Source organism: uncultured Flavobacterium sp., from assembly GCF_951805225.1.
Taxonomy (GTDB): Bacteria; Bacteroidota; Bacteroidia; order Flavobacteriales; family Flavobacteriaceae; genus Flavobacterium.
The window spans coordinates 811,140-831,243 of sequence record NZ_OX638201.1 but is presented as its reverse complement, the minus strand read 5'-3'; the positions used below and the strand labels follow the sequence as shown (position 1 = coordinate 831,243).

The following is a 20,104-nucleotide window of genomic DNA, read 5'->3' as shown; positions in this document are numbered from 1 at the left end:
ATACAATTAGAGTTTATAATTCTATAATGCAATCTTCCTGTTTCAGTATTAGATTTGTATATGTAACATTAAAACTAAATATCATGAATACTACAGATAATAAATACAGCACGATTAAAGGAAATAAAGATCCTAGAAATCAGAATCAAAATAAGGCCGATAGAAGCACTCTTATGAACGAAGAGCTATATGATATCGATGACATGAAAGAAAGCGATGACGATACCCGAGAAATCGCTGAGCGAGGTTATACAATTAGAAATGGTCACAACCCAAATAAACCAAATCCTGATCAAATTGCAGACGAAGAGGATTTAGACGATGATTTTCATTCCGAAAAAGATCTAAAACACGACAGTGACGATTTATATCTGGAAAAACTGGATTTAAGCGGCAACAACATCGCCGACGAGGTTAACGATGAATTTGATAATCCGTCAGATGTTCTAGAAGATGATTTTAACGAAACTGAGGATGATCTCGAAGACCTCGACCAGGACGATGAAGAGGAAGAAGAATATATTGAAGATGATGTTCAGGAGGAAGGAGACGCTGAGAAAGCTGAGAAAATAGATTATAGAGAATAGATGCAAGATGAAAGATGCAAGATGCAAGATGCAAGAGTCAAGATTACAGAAAATAGACTGAAGATTGAAGGAGTAATAAAGAATAATCTTTAAAAACTTTGAATTATTATTACTTTGAAACTTTGTTGCGTTAAAAAAAACCGTTAATTACTTAACGGTTTTTTTATGCGGAAATCTTTTATTTCTATGAGTGATCTTGTCATTTCGAGGAACGAGAAATCTTCGCAAGTAGATCGATAAGTAAAATCGCCAATCTTTGTAGAGTTTCTAGCGAAGATTTCTCCTCCGTCGAAATGACAAAATTGTGTGATATAGCTCCGAAGGAACAAGAAATTTTATTACCTCAGCTCTTATAAACTTTAGTCTATTTTCTATAATCTATTCTCTAAATTCTATAATCTTGCATCTTTCATCTTTCATCTTGCCTCTTTCCTCTCCTCCTAATCCCCAATAATTTCCAGAACCGGTATATCATCCATTTTTTCCAGGCGTTCTACTAGTCCAATTCTGGCTTCGGCTAATTCTGTTTCGGCTTTGCCTAATTCTTTGTACCACTCTTCTTTTCCGGTTTTTGAATTTTCGATTTTGCGCATGATTTCATAAATTTCACCTTCGGCTTCCATTACTTTTAATCTTTTGTAGTATGTGAGACTTTCGGTCATATGTGCGAGTGCAATCATAGCGGTCAAAAACGGATGATTGTTGGTTACGTTGACGTCTTTAATTTTTCCGTGTTCGAGTTCTACTTTCAATGCAAAAGCAAATTCCTCCATGTTAAAAGCTTCATATTTGCTTTTCGGATTTAAATAAGCCTTGATTGACTCGACATTATTCATTGTAGACAAATCAACGTCAGTTTCTTTTTTATCGTTCAAATCCTTATAAACCACGTTTGCAATTGCTCTTGCTTCTGCAATTGTTGGATCATTTTTAGGATTTTCGAAATCACGCGTCGACCAATCCCAGTTTTGTGGATGTACAGGTTTTAAGTATTTTTCGCAGAAATCCGTTACATCGTTTTTTAAGCTTACCATTTCATCGTCTCTTTTGATGTAAACATCCTGGTAAGCACCGCTCTTTGTTCCCATAATATTATTTTTTATTTTTTTTGAAAATGCAAACGACACATTTACCGAGATATATGTGCCGTTTTTTTACTTTTATTTTATTTGTCTGAGACTAAATGCTTTTTCTTCCGCTAATTAGTGATATAATGAATAAAACTAAGAAAATGAAGAATAAAACTTTAGCAATACTTGCTGCTCCAGCGGCAATTCCGCCAAAACCAAATATTCCGGCTATGATAGCAAGAATAATAAAGATAACTGTATAACGTAACATAAGCTTGTGATTTTAGTTGATAATGATTTTGTTTGTTACTCAAATTTCATGCTTTTTAAAGAGATGCATTAACTCAAAACATTCTATTTTTAGCGCTATTAAATCTCTTTTAAGCCAAATTGATTTGATAGTTCTGTATAAGTTCTGAAAAGGCAATTTCGCTATGCGAAAAATTAGATTTATTGCTTCGGCATTTTTTGGCGCGATCAAAATATTTCTGAATCGAACCGTCTTCATAAGTCGAAACCAATAACGGATGAACGTAATAATTGCGGCATACATTTCTGGTATTTCCCAAAGCTTCGGCCGTGGTATCAAAAGCAGACAAGATGTTCTTTTTGATTTCTTTTTCGTCAGACGTAATTCCAATTTCCATTAAAGTTTCAAAAAACACAATCGATGCTGCCCAGGTTCTAAAATCTTTGGCGCTAAAATATTCTCCCGAAATTTCATGAAGATATTCATTGACCATATGACTGTCCAAAACCTTTCTTTCTCCGTTTTTATCATAATATTTAAAAACTTCCCAACCCGGAATTTCCTCACAACGACTCACCAACTTTACCAATTGTTTATTTCGGGTTGTGATTGTGTGTTTCTTTCCTTTTTTTCCGATGAATTCAAATTTCAGAGAGTTTTTATTGATATTAATGTGACGTTTTCTTAAAGTAGAAAGTCCATATGATTTATTGTCTTTGGCATATTTCTCGTTTCCGATTCTGATATGCGTTTCTTCCATTAGCCGAATCACCAAAGCGATTACTTTTTCTTTCGACCATTCTTTTTGTTCTAAATCTTCGTCGACTTGTTTTCTGATTAAAGGCAATTTGGTTCCAAATTCTGCTATTTTATAGAATTTAGTCTGATTTCTGATCAAATTCCATTTCGGATGATATCTGTATTGTTTTCTGTTTTTATCATCTAAACCAACGGCTTGTAAATGACCGTTTGGCAAATCCGAAATCTGAACATTTACCCAAGCCGGCGGAAGTACCAAACTGCTAAAGCGTTTCAATTCGCTTTTTTGTTTAATACAGCGTCCGTTCTTTTTATACACAAAACCGTCCTCGCCTTCGCAACGTTCAATTGGTAACTTTTGATTGTTTATATACACTAAATCCAATTTATCAATCACCAAATGTGGCGTTTTGATTAGCTGATTCATTAGTTTTTCGGTTTTGGCTGCTGCATTCATGGCGCTGGATTTATTTAATTGCCACAGATTAATTAGATTTAAAAGATTATTTCCGATATTCAATTCCTCTGTTTTATCTGTGGCATATTCTAATTTTTAATTATTTCGTAAAGAATTAATTAGATTCTTCTTAGACATATACGAACGTCCCGGAATACCAACTCGTCTTGCTTGCTGATACAATTCGGCTTTTGTCCATTCATTATATGGTTTTGCATGTCCGCCTTTTACACCAGCATCTGGCGTATTGGCAATTCGAGCCGATTTTTCTTTGCTGTATCCTTTTTCTAAAAGTGCTCGATATTGTTCTTCATTTTTAATTCTTGGATCTGGCATGACTTGAAATTTTGTGATTAATAATTCTGTAAATATGGTATTCCAAAATTCGTTTATAAATAAGTGCAACTCGTTATAGAATTTCTGTAATATTTTTCATAATTAACTCTCTATCATCTTTTTAAAATTCAAACAAAAAAAAATCCCAATTCGGCAAGAATTAGGATTTCTGTATAAGAATAAGTTTTTGTCTTTTGTTCCATAGGAACATTTCATTGGTAATCAAATAAAGTAAGATATCTTTTTACGTTCCATAGGAACGTTTGGTTTTATAAACAATAATGATAAAACACATTGGATTACATACGCAATTTGTCAAACGTCCCTATTGGCAATGTCATTAAGTTAAGTTTTTAGAAATAAAATCCGTTTTTATCTGCGTTTTTACGAAGTAAATCAGTTTTATCCGCGTCAAAATTAGACACTGATTTTACTGATTCGCTAAAGCGAAAACGCTGATAAAAACGGATTTTTCTAATTACTTTCCGGATTAAACTATTAAGTAATTTTGTAGATTTCCCCTTAACTTAATGACATTGAATTATGGAACGATATTTCTCATAATAAATTTCTTTTACTACCAAAGAAATTTTCCGATGGAACAAATTATTTTTGGCTCCCAATTTTTGATTCTGAATCAGCTTTCGTGTGAAGGAAACAAATAAGCAAAAACGTCAAAATCAGCATTATTAAATTTAAAGCTACTTACTTTTTTAATTCCCATTTTTTCATGCGCTCTCAAAGAAGCTTCATTATCGCCTTTTATGAATAATACCCCTTCACGATTGGGTTCTTTCTGCAAAAGCTCTTTAAACATTAGTTGCGCCAAACCTTTTCCGCGTTGTGTATTGCTTACACAAACAGGACCATAAATATACGAATCCGGATTAGCTTTATACGAAGTAAACATTGCATCTACAATCGCTAAATTTCGTTTTTTATTCACCTCTTGCGAAGTCGTCAATAGAAATCCAACAACCTCATCATCATCAATTGCAACAATTTGTGGCATATCGCTCATCATTTCCCGAATTTGTTCCGGTGTAAGTTCTGCCGATAAACTTCCGCCTTGAGCGATTTGATTCTCTTTCTGAAGTTTTACAATTCCAGGTAAATCTGCAAGTGTTGCTGCTTTTATGATTGCATTTGATGTATTCATTACGAAGATCATTTAAGTAACTAATATAGACATTTTCAATGTCTTTTATATAAGAATCAATTAAATTAAGCTACTTTTAGTTTTTTTCTAAACCACCACTTAGACATAAAATTTGCTTCAGAAAGAAGTTTACGGTTAATCTTTTTTAAATTTATCTCATACCGTGGATAATCCATATTAGCACTTACAATTTTAGTCATACAAAAACCTTTACATAGCTTTTCACCTTCAGGTGTCCAAGCAATTGCACCAATTTTTTTAATTTTCTTGCTTTTTTTATTGTAACCATTAATTTTTGTTATTGCTGTCATTAAAAGTATTTCAACAATTCTTCCCTTATGTAGAGTATTCTCTTCTTTTGCTAACTTCTTTTTTATAGCGATTGAAAGAACAATAAGATTATAGCTACTCGCAGTATCTAACATTAAAATATCATTAGGACTTAAATTATTTTCATTTAACTCTCCTTTCATGAATTTACTATATGTTTCATCATCAACTGGTACTGCATTTATATAAGCTAATATCTTACCTGTATAAATATTTTTTACAAATGACCAGATATCTTTCTCAATTCGATACCAATTTAAAACAGTTTCTAATTCTATAGGGGAATCAGTATAATCTTCAGAATAAATAGAATGATCTATATCATTAGATTCTTTAAAAATCTTCTTTATTTCTTTTACATCAGTATCTGAACCATTAACAACTTCCAATTGATGTGGAACTTCATATAAGCGGTCTAAAGTATGCTTTTTAAAATGTGCTTTGTACTGAAAAGTACTATGTCCATATTCAGAAATAGGCACTTCCTTAATAAATGACGATTTTTGATAAATTCCATGTTTTCCACAGGCCTTTAGTTTTCCTGTAAAAACATATCCAAATTTAACTATGCTATCGTTTTCTGAAGTTTCACAAATAATACTATTTACTTGGCCTCTCAATATTAATTTAAACCAATCAAAATCTGCCGGTACAATTGAGCCATGTAAATAAATTTTGTCAAATTTTAATTCCGAATAAGTTAAAAGGGCTTTTGCCAAAATCCAACTTCCTAAGCTGTGAGCTATTATACTTGGCCTATGAAATGGTTCATCAATTTTAAGATGCATTTTTTTTACTTCCTCAAAATACCAATCTCTAAATTTTACAACATCTTTATTAATATGATAAGGAAAAATTTTTAATATTTTCATTCCATAACTATATGGTTTATGTATAACTGAAGTATTAGCATCGATAAGTGCTTGATTTAACGTTGATTGCCATTCTCCCTTTGACCAGTATCCATGAATCGACATTAAACACGAGGGTTTGTACTTTACTTTTGCCATTCTTATAATATAATTTACGTTTACTTAATTAGAAAAATATAAGTATGATTTTTAAACCATATTTTATTTTTTTTAACAAGTATACTACAAATTAAAAATTCATCTCCAAGTATTTATACCTGTTTACAAAAAACATAATATCCAAATCCTGTAACATTATCCAAAAATGCTGTAAGACATTCCTTTAAAATCTGAATAATTTTACATTATAACATTTAAACTATAAAATCATGAAAAGAATACTAATAGCCGGAAAAGCAATTTTGGGAGCAGGACTAATTATAATATTTCTGAATTCTTGCAAAAATGAAACTAAACAAGAAGATCCAAAAGAAGTTGCTGAAGACACAAACGAAGCCAAATTTGACTCTATTGCGGAGAAAAAAGATGATTCGGAGTTTTTAGTAGATATCGCAGAAGTGAATCTTGCTGAAATCGAAATCGGAAAACTGGCTCAAACAAAAAGTACCAATCCTGAGGTGAAGAAATTTGGAAAAATGCTTGTTGATGAGCATACTAAATCGGCCTCTGAAGTTAGTGCTTTAGCTAAAGCTAAAAACTTCACTTTACCAATTTCGATTACCGAAGATGGAAAAGAGGAATACAAAAAACTAAATGAAAAATCGGGTCTTGATTTTGATAAAAAGTTCGCTGACATGATGATCGACGGACACGAAAAAGCAATTAAAGAATTGCAAAAAGCAACTGAAGATGCAAAAGACCAAGACGTTAAGCTTTGGGCTTCAAATAATATAGCGCCGCTTACAGCTCATTTAGAGCATGCAAAATTGCTAAAACAAGATCTAGATAAAAAGTAGTTTTTTTAAAGGTACTGAGATACTTTTTTTAAAGGTACTGAGATACTAAGGAACTGAGGTTCTAAGGTTTTTACTTAGAAACTCGACAAAATAATCGATTGTTATTTATTTTCCAAAACCCCTCGAGAGTTGAATTGCTTGAGGGGTTTTCGTTTTTAGGGGCAAAGCGACAGAGGTTCAAAGGGACAAAGGCTGAATTCGCAATTTTGTCAAGCAGTTCCAGAGGAACAAGATATATTGTAGGGATGGATTTTAATCCATCATACGCAAAACATATACATTAAAACACACATCGAACAACAATAAAAAACACAGATTAAACATAATAAAACACAAAAAAAGACGCACTGCTGTGCGTCTCTACAAAACCTTTGTTCCTTTGTTCCTATGAACCTTTGAACCTATCAACTCAACTCCCCTGCAATCATTTTACCTTTATAAAAAACTCCTTCTCTTTTTGGCAAACGTGCTACGGTTTCGGCGGAACAACTTGCTTTTACAAGGATGAAATTAGCTTCATTATCAACTGCTGGCCATACACGGGTTCCGGCGTCATTAAGTGGCAGAATTTCATCTTTTGTAGCGATGTGCAAAGATCTGCTTAGATTATATTCGTCTGTCCAACCGTAAAGTTGTGCGCATAATTTTGCTTTTTCGAGCATATCGCAACTTCCGAAAGGTTGCCAATGATCGACAATACTATCGGTTCCAGTCATAAGTTTCACACCGTATTTTTTCAAAGTCGGAATTGGCATAACCGTTTTCCCAATCGGAATTCCTGACACTACTCCTATTCCAAGATTTCCCATTTGCTCGGCTATTTTCTCCAAATCTTTTGGATCCATTTTGGCAAGAGCAAAACCGTGACTTATATATGTTTTTCCTTGTAATTGTTTATTCTCTTCGGTCTTTTTAATCATGTATTCGATCGCGGCTTTACCAGATGGTATCGATTCATGTAAGTGTATGTCGACACCTTTATTATTATCAAGTGCAATTTGAAACATAACATCAAGCGATTTTTCCATATTTCCGTCAACATTTGTGGGATCAAGTCCGCCAATAAAGTCAATTCCCATTGTTGCAGCTTCTCTCAATAAAGGTTCCGACTTTGAATAAAGGATTCCGTGTTGCGGAAAAGCTACTATTTCCCAACCAAAACTATCTTTGTTTTTTTCTAAAGCTGCTTGTAAGTGTTCTAAACTTTTCAATCCGCTTACAGGATCTATATTACATTGACAACGCGCAAAATAACTTCCCTGACTTTGCATTAATTTAATCGCTTCTTCGGCTTTATGCTGAGAATCTGGCAATAATTGCGGAATCAATGTTTGCTCCAGCGTAATCATGTCTTTTACCGTGTAGCCTTTTCGTGGCGCGGCATTCCAAGTTCCGCTGCCATAATACGTTTTATCGATATGAATGTGCATATCACGTAATCCAGGAAGCATCAAAAATCCTTTTGCGTCGACTGTTTTTATTTTTAAAGCTGGCTTTCCTGAGGTAATACTTTTTATTTTACCATTGGCAATATGAATATTATACAAAGCTGTTTTGGTCGCTACAACTTCATTTTTTTCGTTGTATTCAAAACCGTCTTCTAATCGAACATTGATTAAAAGATATTCTTTTAAATCTCCGCCTTTATTTTCTGAAGACATCACATTTGTCATTGCGTTTGCGCCAATTCCCGAAAACAAAGCGGCTCCGGTTGCTGCGGCTCCAAGTCCTAAGAATTTCTTTCTGCTTATTTTATTTTCTTCCATAAATTGTATTTGAATTTTGCAGGTTGGTTTTATTTTAAAAAATCCTGTTAGCAATAAAAAAATTGCTTTGCAAAAATCGTATAGAATTTAAAATGAGAATGGTGATATTACGGATAAGGATGGTAAAAATTATAACTTTCCTTAAAATCTCCAGGTGATTTCCCTGCATACTTTTTAAATACTTTGCTGAAATAAGCGTTATCATTAAACCCAAGCTGATACGCTATTTCTTTTATAGACAAATCTGTACTTGTCAGTAAACGCTTGGCTTCGAGTATGGTTCTCTCTTTTATAACATCGCCAGCGGGCATTTTCAAGTATTTCTGAGAAAGGATATTAAGATAATTAGGCGTAATATTTAATTTATTCGAATAAAAGTTAACTGATGATTCCTGATTAAAATGACTGTCAAGTAATGCAATGAAATTTTTAATCACTTTTTCAGGTTTTGTAGCCGATTCATGTTCCGGAAATTGTTTTAAAAACTCCTTTTGCAGCAACTTCAATAATAAATGCAAACGAAGCAATACAATTTCTTTTGTAAGTTGATCATTTTGAGGCAATATTGATTCTATTTCCTGTAATTGATTTTTAAATTCCAAAAATTCTTCTTCATTTAAAGAAAGACAAGCCGGAACGCTTTGTTCGAAAAACGGAAACTGAATCAAATTTGGAAAAATAGTAACTATTTCGCCCGAAAGCATCAGCTGAAATCCTGTTGTATCAACATCTAAAGACCAATTATGAACTTGTCCCGGTCTGATAAAATAAACCTGATAATCGCTTACGTTATGTTTTGTAAAATCGACGTTGTGAATACCAGAACCTTTTTCTACAAAAAAAACGAGGTAGAAATCGTGTTTATGAGGCTGCTCAAATTCATTTCGTCCCTTCACGCTATGGCGAAACAAAGTAATATCTAAAGTTTCTTCTCCAAGTATATTACCAACAGATAAAGTAGGAATCGATTGTTTATTCAAAGCAAAAAAGGATTTCATTGTTCCTTTTCAAAATTAATAATTAAATGATATATGTTTTTTTAAAAGAACAAAAAAAAGGCCCGACGTTATTAAAGTCAGACCTTTTAAGTATTTATATAAAATTTTTAAAATCTCGCAAAGGCGCTAAGTCGCAAAGTTATAAAACTTAGTAACTCAGAACCTTAGTCACTTAGCTACTTAAGAGAAGCCATATCAATTACAAAACGATATTTAATATCTCCTTTAAGCAATCTTTCGTAAGCATCGTTTACTTCATTAACACCAATCAATTCGATATCTGCGGTGATATTGTGTTCAGCACAAAAATCCAGCATTTCCTGAGTTTCTGCAATTCCGCCAATAGCAGATCCGGCAAAACTTCTTCTTCCTAATATAAGACTAAATGAAGTTACGGGAAGTGGTTCCATTGGCGCACCAACCAAAGTTAGCGTTCCATCTACTTTAAGCAAATTCAAATATGAATCTATATTGTGCTCCGCAGATACACAATCTAAGATAAAGTTAAGTGTTTTGGCGTGTTTTGCCATTTGTTCAGCATCTGTAGACAAAACTACTTCATCTGCTCCAAGGCGTTTTGCATCTTCGGTTTTAGATAATGAAGTTGTGAAAACTACAACATGAGCGCCCATTGCTTTTGCCAATTTGATTCCCATATGTCCTAAACCGCCAATACCAACGATTCCGACTTTTTGTCCAGGACCAACTTTCCAGTGTTTTAATGGCGAATAAGTTGTGATTCCTGCGCAAAGTAAAGGTGCAACTCCTGCAAGATCCAGTTTATCTGAAATATGTAAAACGTAATTTTCATCAACTGTAATACTTTGAGAATATCCACCAAAAGTTTGTCCGCCTAAATGTTTGTCAGGAGAATTGAAAGTCAACGTACTTCCTTCATCACAAAACTGCTCTAAGTCATTTTTGCAATGCTCACATTCTCTACAAGAATCAACCATACAGCCAACTCCGGCAAGATCGCCAACTTTGAAATGTTTTACGTGATCTCCCACTTTTGTTACTCGTCCAACAATTTCGTGTCCCGGAACTATTGGATAAACCGTTCCATGCCACTCATTTCTGGCAGAATGTAAATCTGAATGACAGATTCCGCAATATAAAATTTCAATTTCTACATCATGCGCTAAAACTTCTCTACGTTTGATGTCTAATGTTTGTAATGGTGCTTCTGCAGCTTCTGTACCAAAGGCTTTTATGTTTTTTGTTTCCATGTTTTTGTTGTTGTTTTTTTTTAAAGGTACTGAGGTACTAAGATGCTAAGGTTCTGAGTTTTTTTTGACATAGCGACTTAAAACCTTAGAACCTTAGCAACTCAGAAACTTAGGTTATTTTCCAAAGCTAAAGTACTCTTCATCTGTAACGCTTTCCAGCCAGATTCCTTTTCCTTTATCAATTTCTGTAATGATGCTAATGTGCGAAAATCGGCTGAAAGGTGTTGCACCATACCAATGTTCTATGCCTGGTAAAATCGTAATTACCTCATCTTTATGAAGCAAACGAATAGCAGCTCCTTTTTCCTGAAAATAGCCAATTCCGTCAGTTGCGATAAACAATTGCAAACTTGCATTAATATGCCATTTGCATCTTGCACCAGGTTCGAACGAAACTTCTTTAATCATGGTATTGTCCGGATGAATATTGCTGGTTTGTTTTTTATAAGAAACATCACCAGTCATAAATGTATTTGGGACTTTGCCCTCTTCAATAGCGGAAGTATAAAGTGTTGACATAAAATTGATTTTTTGAGATTGATTTTTATTTAAAATAAGATCTAACAATACCGTTAATCATCGCTAGATCAACCAACAACACTTTAACTTTAATTATTTAAAGCTATTATATTGTTCGTCTGTTACCGGTTCAAGCCAGTCTACAATACCTTTTTCTGTATTTGTACTGATTGCGATATGCGTAAATTCACCATCTGGAGAAGCTCCGTGCCAATGTTTAATTTCGGGATGAATGTTTACAACATCACCTTCTTTTAACAATTGAATTGGTTTCCCTACTTCTTGGTAAAAGCCTGTTCCTTGAGTAACTATAAGAATTTGACCTCCGGGATGTGTATGCCAGTTGTTGCGTGCGCCGGCTTCAAAAACCACATTTCCTACGGCCGTATTTAAAATCGGATCATTTGGAACCAACATCTTCACCCATGCTTTTCCTGTAAAATAATCCGCTGAAGCTAAATCTCCTTTTGGGAAAATAGATTCATTTAATTGATTTTCTGGTTCTTTCATAATTATTTGTTTTTTAATATCAGTGCCGGAAACTAAATCAGAAAGCTAGAATGCGCTTTATAGAAGTTATATTTAGTCAGCTAAAAACCGATAAGAGGTTAATACTAATTATTTGAAGGCAAAATTACTTTAGCAACGACAATTAGAAATAACAATAATCAAACAAAAAATTAAGAATATGAAACAATTTATGTTCTTAATGATTTCGGAATTGTTCCTGTAAGTCTTTTAAAGTAATTATTAAAATAGCTTGGATATTCGAATCCAAGAGAATACCCAATGTCTGAGATACTCCAATCTGTGTGATGCAATAATGCTTTTGCTTCGCTGATAATTCTTTCGGTAATATGCGCCGTTGTTGGCTTTCCTGTGATTTCTTTTACAGAACGATTTAGATGATTCACATGAACCGCAAGGCTTTGTGCATAATCTTGTGGCGTCTTTAAAGCCAATGGTTCGTTCTTGGTTTCTATTGGAAATTGTCTTTCTAATAATTCCAAAAATAAAGAAGTGATTCGGGAAGAAGCATTTTTGTGTTTAAAGAAATTTTCTGAAGGCTGCATTTTCATCGATTCATGAATAATCAGATTGATATAATTTCGAATTAAATCATCTTTAAAAACATAATCAGTTTCCTGTTCTTCAATCATTTTCTTAAACAAAGAGTTTATAAACACTTCCTGTTCAGATGATAAAGTAAATATTGGTGTTCCTCCTATTTTAAACAAAGGAGATTCATGAAGACTTTCCGAGCGATCATTTGCTTTCAAAAATTCTTCGGTAAAAACACAGGCATAACCATTATAAGCAGGCGAAATAATCTCCCATGAATATGGAATATGCGGATTTCCGAAGAATAATATCGTTCCTTCCGTTTCTATTCCGCGATCAGCATAATGAATAAGACTTTTACTGGTATTGATACAGATTTTGTAAAAATCTCTGCGGTTATACGTCGGAATTGCGCTTACATCGTTGCTTACTTCATAAACTTTAAAACCTTTTAGCTTTAAATCTGAAGTATTAAAATCGGCTGTTTTAGAAACTATTTGATCACTCATGCCGCAAAGTTATGAAAATCAAACAAAAGTTAGGTTTCAAAAACGTTAAAGAATAGAAAAGCATTTCTTGCGATTACATAAACTGCAATTTCTCTTCTTCTAAATCCAGATAAAGCAAATGCCTGCGAATAATTTCTTCATCCAGAATTTCTTCGTGATTTTTATCCAAAAGCCAATTACGCTGATGTTCAAGTAAATTGAGATAAATAATCTTGGTTTCATCAGACATTAGAATATTATCATCCGTATTTACATGAATATCTTCCCATTTACGAGCAATTTGCTGTAAAATGGGTTGTCTTTCTAATTCGTTGCTATAAGTGTTTTTCAGATGATTTAAAGCGTGATCTGCAAGTTCTCTTTTAATCTGATTATAGATTTCGTCTTCCGGTTTTGTATAATCAGGATCTTTCATGTGGAACTTCTTAATTAAATAAGGCAATGTCAATCCCTGCAAAACCAGCGTTGTCAGGATTACTACAAACGTGATAAACAAGATTAGATTTCGTTGCGGAAACGGCGCTCCATCCAATTGTACGGGAATTGATAAGGCTGCAGCCAAAGAAACTACGCCGCGCATTCCGGTCCAGCCAATTAAAATTGGACCTCTGAATCCCGGATGTCTCGCATCGGCAACTTTTATAAAATTTCTGGCAATCAAAGTGGTAAAAACAGCAGCAAAAGCACATAAAATTCTTCCCACAATAAGCACCGCTGTAATTAATAATCCGTAACCAATTGCAGATGAAAGACTCACACCTTCTAATCCGGAAACGATCTCAGGCAAATCAAGTCCGATGAACATAAATATCAATCCATTCAATATAAAACAGAAACTTTCCCAGACATTAACGCCACGCAAACGCGAACTGCTGCTTAAAAACGAAAGTCTGAAATGTGATAATAGCAAACCTCCGCTCACAACGGCAAGAACTCCTGAACTATGAACTTCTTCGGCCGCAATGTATATGATATAAGGTGTAACGAGAGAAAGTATTATATCCGAATTTGCGTCGGTTGGTAAGTATTTATGCAATTTCATGGCAATAAAACCTATTCCAAGACCAATACCAACTCCGCCAAATAACATCCATCCGAAACTTGTAATAGCATCTTGCCAGATAAATTGCCCTGTTCCAACTGTAATCAATGCAAATCTGAAAATAATCAATGAAGAGGCGTCATTTAACAGACTTTCGCCTTCTAAAATAGAGGATAATCTTCGTGGAACTTTTACAAATTTAAGAATTGCTCCTGCGCTAACGGCATCTGGCGGAGAAATGATTCCGCCAAGCAAAAATCCTAATGCCAATGAAAATCCGGGTATAAAATGATTGGCAACCAAAGCTACAGAAAATGCTGTAAAAAACACGACCAAAAAGGCAAAACTGCAAATAATGCGTCGCCAACGCCATAATTCTTTCCATGAAATATTCCACGCAGCTTCATACAATAATGGCGGAAGAAAAATCACAAAAATAAGTTCCGGATCGATACGCAACACTGGAATTCCGGGAATAAAACTAATTGCCAATCCTCCTAAAACCAATAAAACAGGATATGCTACTTTGATTTTATTGCTCAACATTATTAATAAAAGAATAACGATGACAAGGATTAAATAAAACGGAAAATCGTTCAGCATTTGATATGACTTTTTGAGAAATAATATTGACCAAAACGATATAGAATTACGCTATCGTCTTTGAACTATCAATATTAGGAAATATTTTTATATAAAATTTCATTCAACACATAGAAACATAGATTTTTGATATACATAAAGAATACGAAAAGAAATACATTTCTTTCACATACTAAAACTCTGTGTTTTATCAATAAGTGAAACGCCTTATTTTAGCACACAAAATCTATGTTTCTATGTGTTAAAACAATTATGTTCAATATGTTGTAACTCTTTTTATAAAAAGTAAAAAGGCTATTCTTTTCCGGAAATTGTAATGATATGTGACTTCAATCCTTTCGCAGAAGCGGACAAAATAATGGGTTTATCACTATTTTCTTTCTGAATAATGACTTGCGCATAACCATTAAAAAGCTGTCTAGTCCAAGGTTTACTTGGTGTTACGACTTGAATGATTCCCGGATCTGTATTCATAACATCCCAATCTTTTATTTTTTGCAATGGTGTTGCGATAATATAGATAGAGTTTTTACCTTCTTTTAGAATATTAGAATTCAGAATATATTTTTGAGGATCTTCGGCGCTTGAATTCACTTTATTTCCGTTGATAAAAACCACAGCTTCTACTCCTATTTTCTTGTAAAAAAAGTTTACATTTTTAGTTGCCGAATAATCTTTTAATTCAAACTGACCGCGATAAATATAAGAAGGCGATTGTTTTTTATAATCTCTGTCCTTAAAAGCCGTCGTCCAATCATTATCCGAATACACAGGTAATTCTTGCGGTAAAATCGCTGTCGTTCCTTTTTGCTCTTCAAAGTTGGTTATTGGAGTAAGCAGAATTTCGTCAATGAATTGATCTTTTTCCAAAGAAGTTGGATTTCCGTTACCAACGCCTAAAATTTTTCCGCCTTTTATCGAAAATGTTACTTCATTATTTGCCGTTGGAACATGAAGTCCTTTTTTATCTGTAACTTCAACTGTTATCACAGAAACATTAGCATTTGCCGTATTTTCTTTATCTATCGAAAGTTTTATAGCTTCTGGATTTTCGGTCGTTTTCTGAATATCCGAAAGGATTTTTTTTCCGTTTTTATATCCAATTGCTTCCAAAGTTCCCGGCGTATATTTTACTTTCCATTCTAAATGTCCGTATTGCTCCATTTTCTTTTTACCCAAACTCTTTTTGTTTAGGAAAAGTTCAACTTCGTCGCAATTAGAATGTACCCAAACATCGATTTCTTGTCCTTCTTTTCCACTCCAATTCCAATGTGGCATAAGATGTAAAACGGGTTGATTTCCCCACCAGGATTTCAAATAAAATACATTGTCTTTCGGGAAACCGCAAACATCCATCATTCCAAAATAAGACGTAACCGACGGCCAGCCATAAGGAGTTGGTTCGCCACGATAATCAAAACCCGTCCAGATAAACATTCCCGCCAGATACGGACGCGTTGCATAAAATTTCCAGCCTTCTTCGATACTATAAAATGTTGGCCGAGGTTTTTTGTCATATGCACTTTGATAATGTTTGGCATCATCTGTAAAATAAACACCGCGTGTTGCAAAAGTCGAACCTTCCTCCGTTCCCATTCCCGGTTGGGATTTAAACTCGTTTCTATGTGCATCGATATCGCCATTTCCCATATAATTATAACCCATAATTTCGACAACAGATGAAATTCCGCTTCTAAAACCACTACTAATTGCAACTGTTACAGGTCTTGTAGGATCTATACTTTTTGCAAATCCCTGCATGACATTTGTAATGCGTTCTCCAACAATATTTCCTTCAATATTCCATTCTTCATTGCCCACAGACCAGCAAAATATACTTGGATGATTGCGATCGCGTTCTATCATTCGTTTTAAATCATTAAGATGATAGTCATTAATTCCCATCAAACGTGTTTCGTCAATTACCAACATTCCCAATTTATCACAAGCTTCCAGCAATTCAGGCGTTGGCGGATTATGCGAGCAACGATAGGCATTTGAACCCATTTCTTTAAGCTTTTTAATTCGGTAATATTGAAGTTCGTCTGGCAAAGCAGTTCCAATTCCGGCGTGATCCTGATGATTATTTGTTCCTTTTAATTTTAAGGCTTTTCCGTTAAGGAAAAAACCATTTTCAGGATCAAACTTAATCGTTCTAATTCCGAAAGAAGTTTCATAACGATCTACAATTTTACCTTCTTGTTTTATTTGCGTTACCAAACGATATAAATTTGGCGAATCAATATCCCATAATAATGGATTATTCACTTCTAGTTTTGAAGAATATTTAGCTGTTTTATAAAAATCCGGCGCCAAAGCATTTTGAGAAATACTCGTAACTTCTTTACCCGAAGCATCCAGAATAGTTTGGATTATTTCAACAGAACCTTTATAATTTCCTTTGTTTTCGATTGAAACTTCGGCAGTAACTTCTGCATTATTATTTTTTATTTCTGAAGTTACATAAGTTCCGTTTTGAACAACGTGCAACGGATTTGTTTTCTGTAGATAAACATGTCTGTAAATTCCCGCGCCTTCATAAAACCAGCCTTCTTCCATCGACGCATCAACGCGAACAACAATTGTATTTTGACCCCCATAATTAACATAGGAAGTAACATCATATTCAAAACCATTATAACCACTTTCGGCAGTTCCAAGGTAATAACCGTTGAAAAAGACTTTTGAATTTCTAAAAACGCCGTCAAATTTTAAAGAAATAACTTTTCCCTGATCGCTTTCGGGAATTGTGATTTTTTTTCGGTACCAACCAATACTTTTTTCAGGAAAACCTTTTCCACCAGTTTTAAATCCGTGGCTGTAACTCGCGCTTTCGCTAAAAGATTGTTCTACGATCCAATCATGCGGTAAATCGAGTATTCTCCAGGCACGATCATCAAATTGCGATGATGCAGGACCGTCACCAAAACCAGTTTTAGCCAAGTACGAAAAATAACCTTCGGCGTGACCAAAATCTTTTTGTTTATCGTATGAATGTCCCAATGAAAAACGCCATTCTTTATCGATCAAAATCAATTCTCTTTCTGATTTGTTCTGGGCAAAAGTGCAAATGGAAATCAAAAAAATAAAATACAGCAGAATTTCTTTTGGAGAATTGGTTTTCATAAATAAGGTGGTTAGTTAGTTCTGATAAAAATAGCTTTTTCGGCTTTTAAAAATTAATAGTATTTTATCAAAAGATGATCGATTTCTCTTTTAATTTCATGCTAAAAAACGGCAATTAAAATTTAGAATCATTCTATTGGCTCTGTTTTGTTAAATGATTTTCTTTTGATGTAATTTTATATTAAAATTCAAATAAAAATAAGCCAATCATGAGTGTTATTAAAGATGAAGATAAACTTCTTAGCACTATTAAACGTATTGATCAGAAGATCGACAAGATCAACGATCAAAAGATAAACGCCTTTTTCGAATCTCTTGGATTAACGGAAAGAGAAGATGTACCTAAGGATTACCTGAGTTGGGAAACGATTCTTATTGTGGTGCCGGATCGTCATATCTCGCACGAATTAAAGTATTATAAGTTTTCGATTTCAAGACTCTTTTTTGTTACCAATCCTTATGCTGATCAAATTCATATTTATGATTTTAACGAATGGAAAAACAGTACGAGAAATAAAACGCAACTCCAAATTAGAGAAATTCTCAAAACAAATTTTGGAGGCGTCAAAAAACCTCATCCTGATTCACATTAAAAAGTCCGATCTCAACAAATCGGACTTTTTTATGCTCGAATCTCAAAAATTCTTAGAAACTTTTTTTCTAGTTTTTGCCTCTTTCGCTCCGTCTTCCATCTGGAATAGAAAGCCATAAAAAGCAAAAACAAATTGACGATTGTAGACGCTCGCCGAAGTCCTTTTGCAAAAAAAAGAAAGAATATATTAATTGCAATTATAACAAGCACCGGAAAAAATCTTGCCCAAATCTCCTGAAACTTACTACTTGGCTCAACAACATAATCTACTTTAACTGTATTATTAATGTTCTTGTATTTTCCCTTTATAATATAAGGTGTTGGAGATTGTATTGAATTTATAGTCAAGTCAAAACTTTTATCATCAAAAACTCCGTAAAATGGTTTTGAAGTTCCATCAAATACAGTTAAAATAGCAAATGTGCTTAATTTTAGTTTTGGAGAACCAAATTGAGTATTGTTTTGCAATCTCGCACGGAATTCTGATAAGCTGAGTTTTGATTGCATGTAATTTGTTATTTAAATATTTTAGTATAAATATTTCTGAATTATTTTATTCAAAAAATATGTTTTAGTAAATCCCACGCTTTATTTAATCCAAAATAGAGAATTAATATCAATACTAATTTAGCAATCTTTCTTAAATCGGTTTTAAACTCTTTAGGATTATGTTTATAATCGTAATAATAAGCTACTAAGAATGGAATTAAAAAAACTGCAACAAAAAGAAAAGCTACTAGATAATCTGATTTCTCCATCCTTTTTATTTTTTATTTTGGCGATAATAAACTATTAACCAACTCATTCAATGCATTTCCATGAATATTTTTGGCAATAATAATTCCGTTTTTATCTATTAAAAAGTTTAATGGTACAGATTGAAGCATATAATCAGCAACAACCGGAGATTTCCAGTATTTTAAATCACTTACTTGTGTCCACGGAAGTTTTTGTTTTGTAATTGCACCTAACCAAAGCGGCTTTTTGGTATCCATTGAAACGCTGTAAATCGCAAATTTATCAGGATAAGTATTGTATAATTTTATTAATTCGGGATGTTCTTTAGTACATGGCCCGCACCAGGAAGCCCAAAAATCTACCAGAACTAATTCTCCTCTAAAAGAAGAAAGTACAACGTTGTTTCCTTTTGTATCGGGAAGATCAATTTCAGGCGCAATATCTCCTACTTCAACGCCAACAACCTGAGCTTTTGAGTTGGTTATAAAACAAAATAAGAATCCTAAAATGAGTAAAGTTTTTTTCATAATTGATTAAGTTTATTTAATTGGGGCGTGTTATAAATCTAGTCAAAGTTATCTCATTTTTGTCATTTCGACGAAGGAGAAATCACACCAGAAACTCCTCATAGAATATCGTCAATCTTTGTCGATCAACTTGTGTGATTTCTCCTTCGTCGAAATGACAAGTTTGTGTACATACTTTGCCAGATCAATACACGAGCAAATATATATTTTCTTTATTAAATCTTCCCTTCTTTTATTCTCTCTATCTTAAATTTTTGCTAAATATTTTTTCTTTAATTGGCATATCGGGAAAAGTCGATATATTTGCGTCATGGAAAATATAGAAATCTTTAAAGCATTATCTAATAAGTCCAGATTGCAAATGCTGGAATGGTTAAAAGAACCCGAAATAAACTTTCCGGATCAACTTCAGCATGCAGGATTTGAACACGGAGTTTGTGTAGGACAAATTCAAGCCAAAGCCGGTCTTACGCAATCAACTGTTTCTGAATACTTGTCTATTTTGCAACGTGCCGGATTTATAGAATCCAAACGCGTTGGACAATGGACCTATTATAAACGTAACGAAGGTGCCTTTGAAGCACTCAGTAAATTAATCCAATCTAATTTGTAAATTA

Annotated in this window: 21 protein-coding genes; 4 read left to right on the top strand and 17 right to left on the bottom strand. The window is 33.6% G+C overall.

Annotated elements, in window-relative coordinates:
• Window positions 1–83 precede the first annotated feature (83 nt).
• Window positions 84–587, top strand: a complete 504-nt coding sequence (locus tag WN975_RS03655; protein WP_337965262.1) for a hypothetical protein — start codon at window positions 84–86, stop codon at window positions 585–587.
• Between the two features lie 440 nt (window positions 588–1,027).
• Here WN975_RS03655 and WN975_RS03650 read toward each other — a convergent pair whose 3' ends face one another.
• The 6 genes from WN975_RS03650 to WN975_RS03625 form a co-directional block, all read right to left on the bottom strand.
• Window positions 1,028–1,675: a hypothetical protein gene (locus tag WN975_RS03650; RefSeq protein WP_337965261.1), complete on the bottom strand. Its 648-nt coding sequence runs from the start codon at window positions 1,673–1,675 to the stop codon at window positions 1,028–1,030.
• A 91-nt stretch (window positions 1,676–1,766) separates the two neighbouring features.
• Window positions 1,767–1,928, bottom strand: coding sequence for a DUF1328 family protein (locus tag WN975_RS03645; RefSeq protein ID WP_082421327.1), 162 nt, complete (start codon window positions 1,926–1,928; stop codon window positions 1,767–1,769).
• Between the two features lie 109 nt (window positions 1,929–2,037).
• Window positions 2,038–3,123 carry a DNA topoisomerase IB gene (locus WN975_RS03640; protein ID WP_337965260.1) on the bottom strand — a complete coding sequence of 362 codons (1,086 nt, stop codon included), beginning with the start codon at window positions 3,121–3,123 and terminating at the stop codon, window positions 2,038–2,040.
• Window positions 3,124–3,219: 96 nt separating this feature from the next.
• Complete coding sequence (locus tag WN975_RS03635; protein ID WP_337965259.1) at window positions 3,220–3,459, bottom strand: Rho termination factor; 240 nt, start codon at window positions 3,457–3,459, stop codon at window positions 3,220–3,222.
• Between the two features lie 637 nt (window positions 3,460–4,096).
• The gene (locus WN975_RS03630) at window positions 4,097–4,618 is read right to left on the bottom strand and encodes a GNAT family N-acetyltransferase (protein WP_337965258.1); all 522 of its coding nucleotides are present in this window, start codon (window positions 4,616–4,618) and stop codon (window positions 4,097–4,099) included.
• Window positions 4,619–4,683: 65 nt separating this feature from the next.
• Window positions 4,684–5,958 (bottom strand): hypothetical protein, encoded by a 1,275-nt coding sequence (locus tag WN975_RS03625; RefSeq protein ID WP_337965257.1) that lies wholly within the window; start codon window positions 5,956–5,958, stop codon window positions 4,684–4,686.
• Between the two features lie 230 nt (window positions 5,959–6,188).
• Between WN975_RS03625 and WN975_RS03620 the strand changes: the two genes are divergently transcribed.
• Entirely contained in the window at window positions 6,189–6,776 is a 588-nt protein-coding gene (locus WN975_RS03620; protein ID WP_337965256.1) for a DUF4142 domain-containing protein, read from the top strand.
• A gap of 404 nt (window positions 6,777–7,180) precedes the next feature.
• Here WN975_RS03620 and WN975_RS03615 read toward each other — a convergent pair whose 3' ends face one another.
• The 8 genes from WN975_RS03615 to galA all read right to left on the bottom strand — a co-directional run bounded on the left by WN975_RS03615 (window position 7,181) and on the right by galA (window position 17,630).
• Window positions 7,181–8,542: an amidohydrolase gene (locus WN975_RS03615; protein WP_337965255.1), complete on the bottom strand. Its 1,362-nt coding sequence runs from the start codon at window positions 8,540–8,542 to the stop codon at window positions 7,181–7,183.
• A 107-nt stretch (window positions 8,543–8,649) separates the two neighbouring features.
• Complete coding sequence (locus WN975_RS03610; protein ID WP_337965254.1) at window positions 8,650–9,540, bottom strand: AraC family transcriptional regulator; 891 nt, start codon at window positions 9,538–9,540, stop codon at window positions 8,650–8,652.
• A 176-nt stretch (window positions 9,541–9,716) separates the two neighbouring features.
• Window positions 9,717–10,769, bottom strand: a complete 1,053-nt coding sequence (locus tag WN975_RS03605; protein ID WP_337965253.1) for an NAD(P)-dependent alcohol dehydrogenase — start codon at window positions 10,767–10,769, stop codon at window positions 9,717–9,719.
• Between the two features lie 114 nt (window positions 10,770–10,883).
• Window positions 10,884–11,288, bottom strand: a complete 405-nt coding sequence (locus WN975_RS03600) for a cupin domain-containing protein (protein WP_099711903.1) — start codon at window positions 11,286–11,288, stop codon at window positions 10,884–10,886.
• A 93-nt stretch (window positions 11,289–11,381) separates the two neighbouring features.
• Entirely contained in the window at window positions 11,382–11,798 is a 417-nt protein-coding gene (locus WN975_RS03595; protein ID WP_099711902.1) for a cupin domain-containing protein, read from the bottom strand.
• Between the two features lie 188 nt (window positions 11,799–11,986).
• A complete protein-coding gene (locus WN975_RS03590) occupies window positions 11,987–12,859 on the bottom strand; it encodes a helix-turn-helix domain-containing protein (RefSeq protein ID WP_337965252.1) in 873 nt (290 codons plus the stop codon).
• A 73-nt stretch (window positions 12,860–12,932) separates the two neighbouring features.
• Window positions 12,933–14,504 carry a Na+/H+ antiporter gene (locus tag WN975_RS03585; protein ID WP_337965251.1) on the bottom strand — a complete coding sequence of 524 codons (1,572 nt, stop codon included), beginning with the start codon at window positions 14,502–14,504 and terminating at the stop codon, window positions 12,933–12,935.
• Between the two features lie 294 nt (window positions 14,505–14,798).
• On the bottom strand, window positions 14,799–17,630 hold the full coding sequence (gene galA / locus WN975_RS03580) for a beta-galactosidase GalA (protein ID WP_337965250.1): 2,832 nt from the start codon (window positions 17,628–17,630) through the stop codon (window positions 14,799–14,801).
• A 209-nt stretch (window positions 17,631–17,839) separates the two neighbouring features.
• Here galA and WN975_RS03575 point away from each other — a divergent pair, with 209 nt between their 5' ends.
• On the top strand, window positions 17,840–18,223 hold the full coding sequence (locus WN975_RS03575) for a hypothetical protein (RefSeq protein ID WP_337965249.1): 384 nt from the start codon (window positions 17,840–17,842) through the stop codon (window positions 18,221–18,223).
• 29 nt (window positions 18,224–18,252) lie between these two features.
• On the opposite strand, the gene WN975_RS03570 is transcribed toward WN975_RS03575, so the two are convergent.
• From WN975_RS03570 to WN975_RS03560, 3 genes are read right to left on the bottom strand one after another with little or no spacing between them, the layout of a single operon-like run.
• On the bottom strand, window positions 18,253–18,729 hold the full coding sequence (locus tag WN975_RS03570) for a hypothetical protein (RefSeq protein ID WP_337965248.1): 477 nt from the start codon (window positions 18,727–18,729) through the stop codon (window positions 18,253–18,255).
• Window positions 18,730–18,779: 50 nt separating this feature from the next.
• The gene (locus WN975_RS03565; protein ID WP_337965247.1) at window positions 18,780–18,980 is read right to left on the bottom strand and encodes a hypothetical protein; all 201 of its coding nucleotides are present in this window, start codon (window positions 18,978–18,980) and stop codon (window positions 18,780–18,782) included.
• A gap of 12 nt (window positions 18,981–18,992) precedes the next feature.
• Window positions 18,993–19,487, bottom strand: a complete 495-nt coding sequence (locus tag WN975_RS03560; RefSeq protein WP_337965246.1) for a TlpA disulfide reductase family protein — start codon at window positions 19,485–19,487, stop codon at window positions 18,993–18,995.
• Between the two features lie 310 nt (window positions 19,488–19,797).
• Here WN975_RS03560 and WN975_RS03555 point away from each other — a divergent pair, with 310 nt between their 5' ends.
• Entirely contained in the window at window positions 19,798–20,100 is a 303-nt protein-coding gene (locus WN975_RS03555) for a metalloregulator ArsR/SmtB family transcription factor (RefSeq protein ID WP_041518777.1), read from the top strand.
• The last annotated feature ends 4 nt before the right edge of the window (window positions 20,101–20,104 follow it).

Coding starts and splice junctions, on each gene's coding strand:
- WN975_RS03655 (WP_337965262.1), top strand. CDS start 84: ATGAATACTACAGATAATAAATACAGCACGATTAAAGGAAATAAAGAT.
- WN975_RS03650 (WP_337965261.1), bottom strand. CDS start 1,675: ATGGGAACAAAGAGCGGTGCTTACCAGGATGTTTACATCAAAAGAGAC.
- WN975_RS03645 (WP_082421327.1), bottom strand. CDS start 1,928: ATGTTACGTTATACAGTTATCTTTATTATTCTTGCTATCATAGCCGGA.
- WN975_RS03640 (WP_337965260.1), bottom strand. CDS start 3,123: ATGAATGCAGCAGCCAAAACCGAAAAACTAATGAATCAGCTAATCAAA.
- WN975_RS03635 (WP_337965259.1), bottom strand. CDS start 3,459: ATGCCAGATCCAAGAATTAAAAATGAAGAACAATATCGAGCACTTTTA.
- WN975_RS03630 (WP_337965258.1), bottom strand. CDS start 4,618: ATGAATACATCAAATGCAATCATAAAAGCAGCAACACTTGCAGATTTA.
- WN975_RS03625 (WP_337965257.1), bottom strand. CDS start 5,958: ATGGCAAAAGTAAAGTACAAACCCTCGTGTTTAATGTCGATTCATGGA.
- WN975_RS03620 (WP_337965256.1), top strand. CDS start 6,189: ATGAAAAGAATACTAATAGCCGGAAAAGCAATTTTGGGAGCAGGACTA.
- WN975_RS03615 (WP_337965255.1), bottom strand. CDS start 8,542: ATGGAAGAAAATAAAATAAGCAGAAAGAAATTCTTAGGACTTGGAGCC.
- WN975_RS03610 (WP_337965254.1), bottom strand. CDS start 9,540: ATGAAATCCTTTTTTGCTTTGAATAAACAATCGATTCCTACTTTATCT.
- WN975_RS03605 (WP_337965253.1), bottom strand. CDS start 10,769: ATGGAAACAAAAAACATAAAAGCCTTTGGTACAGAAGCTGCAGAAGCA.
- WN975_RS03600 (WP_099711903.1), bottom strand. CDS start 11,288: ATGTCAACACTTTATACTTCCGCTATTGAAGAGGGCAAAGTCCCAAAT.
- WN975_RS03595 (WP_099711902.1), bottom strand. CDS start 11,798: ATGAAAGAACCAGAAAATCAATTAAATGAATCTATTTTCCCAAAAGGA.
- WN975_RS03590 (WP_337965252.1), bottom strand. CDS start 12,859: ATGAGTGATCAAATAGTTTCTAAAACAGCCGATTTTAATACTTCAGAT.
- WN975_RS03585 (WP_337965251.1), bottom strand. CDS start 14,504: ATGCTGAACGATTTTCCGTTTTATTTAATCCTTGTCATCGTTATTCTT.
- galA (WP_337965250.1), bottom strand. CDS start 17,630: ATGAAAACCAATTCTCCAAAAGAAATTCTGCTGTATTTTATTTTTTTG.
- WN975_RS03575 (WP_337965249.1), top strand. CDS start 17,840: ATGAGTGTTATTAAAGATGAAGATAAACTTCTTAGCACTATTAAACGT.
- WN975_RS03570 (WP_337965248.1), bottom strand. CDS start 18,729: ATGCAATCAAAACTCAGCTTATCAGAATTCCGTGCGAGATTGCAAAAC.
- WN975_RS03565 (WP_337965247.1), bottom strand. CDS start 18,980: ATGGAGAAATCAGATTATCTAGTAGCTTTTCTTTTTGTTGCAGTTTTT.
- WN975_RS03560 (WP_337965246.1), bottom strand. CDS start 19,487: ATGAAAAAAACTTTACTCATTTTAGGATTCTTATTTTGTTTTATAACC.
- WN975_RS03555 (WP_041518777.1), top strand. CDS start 19,798: ATGGAAAATATAGAAATCTTTAAAGCATTATCTAATAAGTCCAGATTG.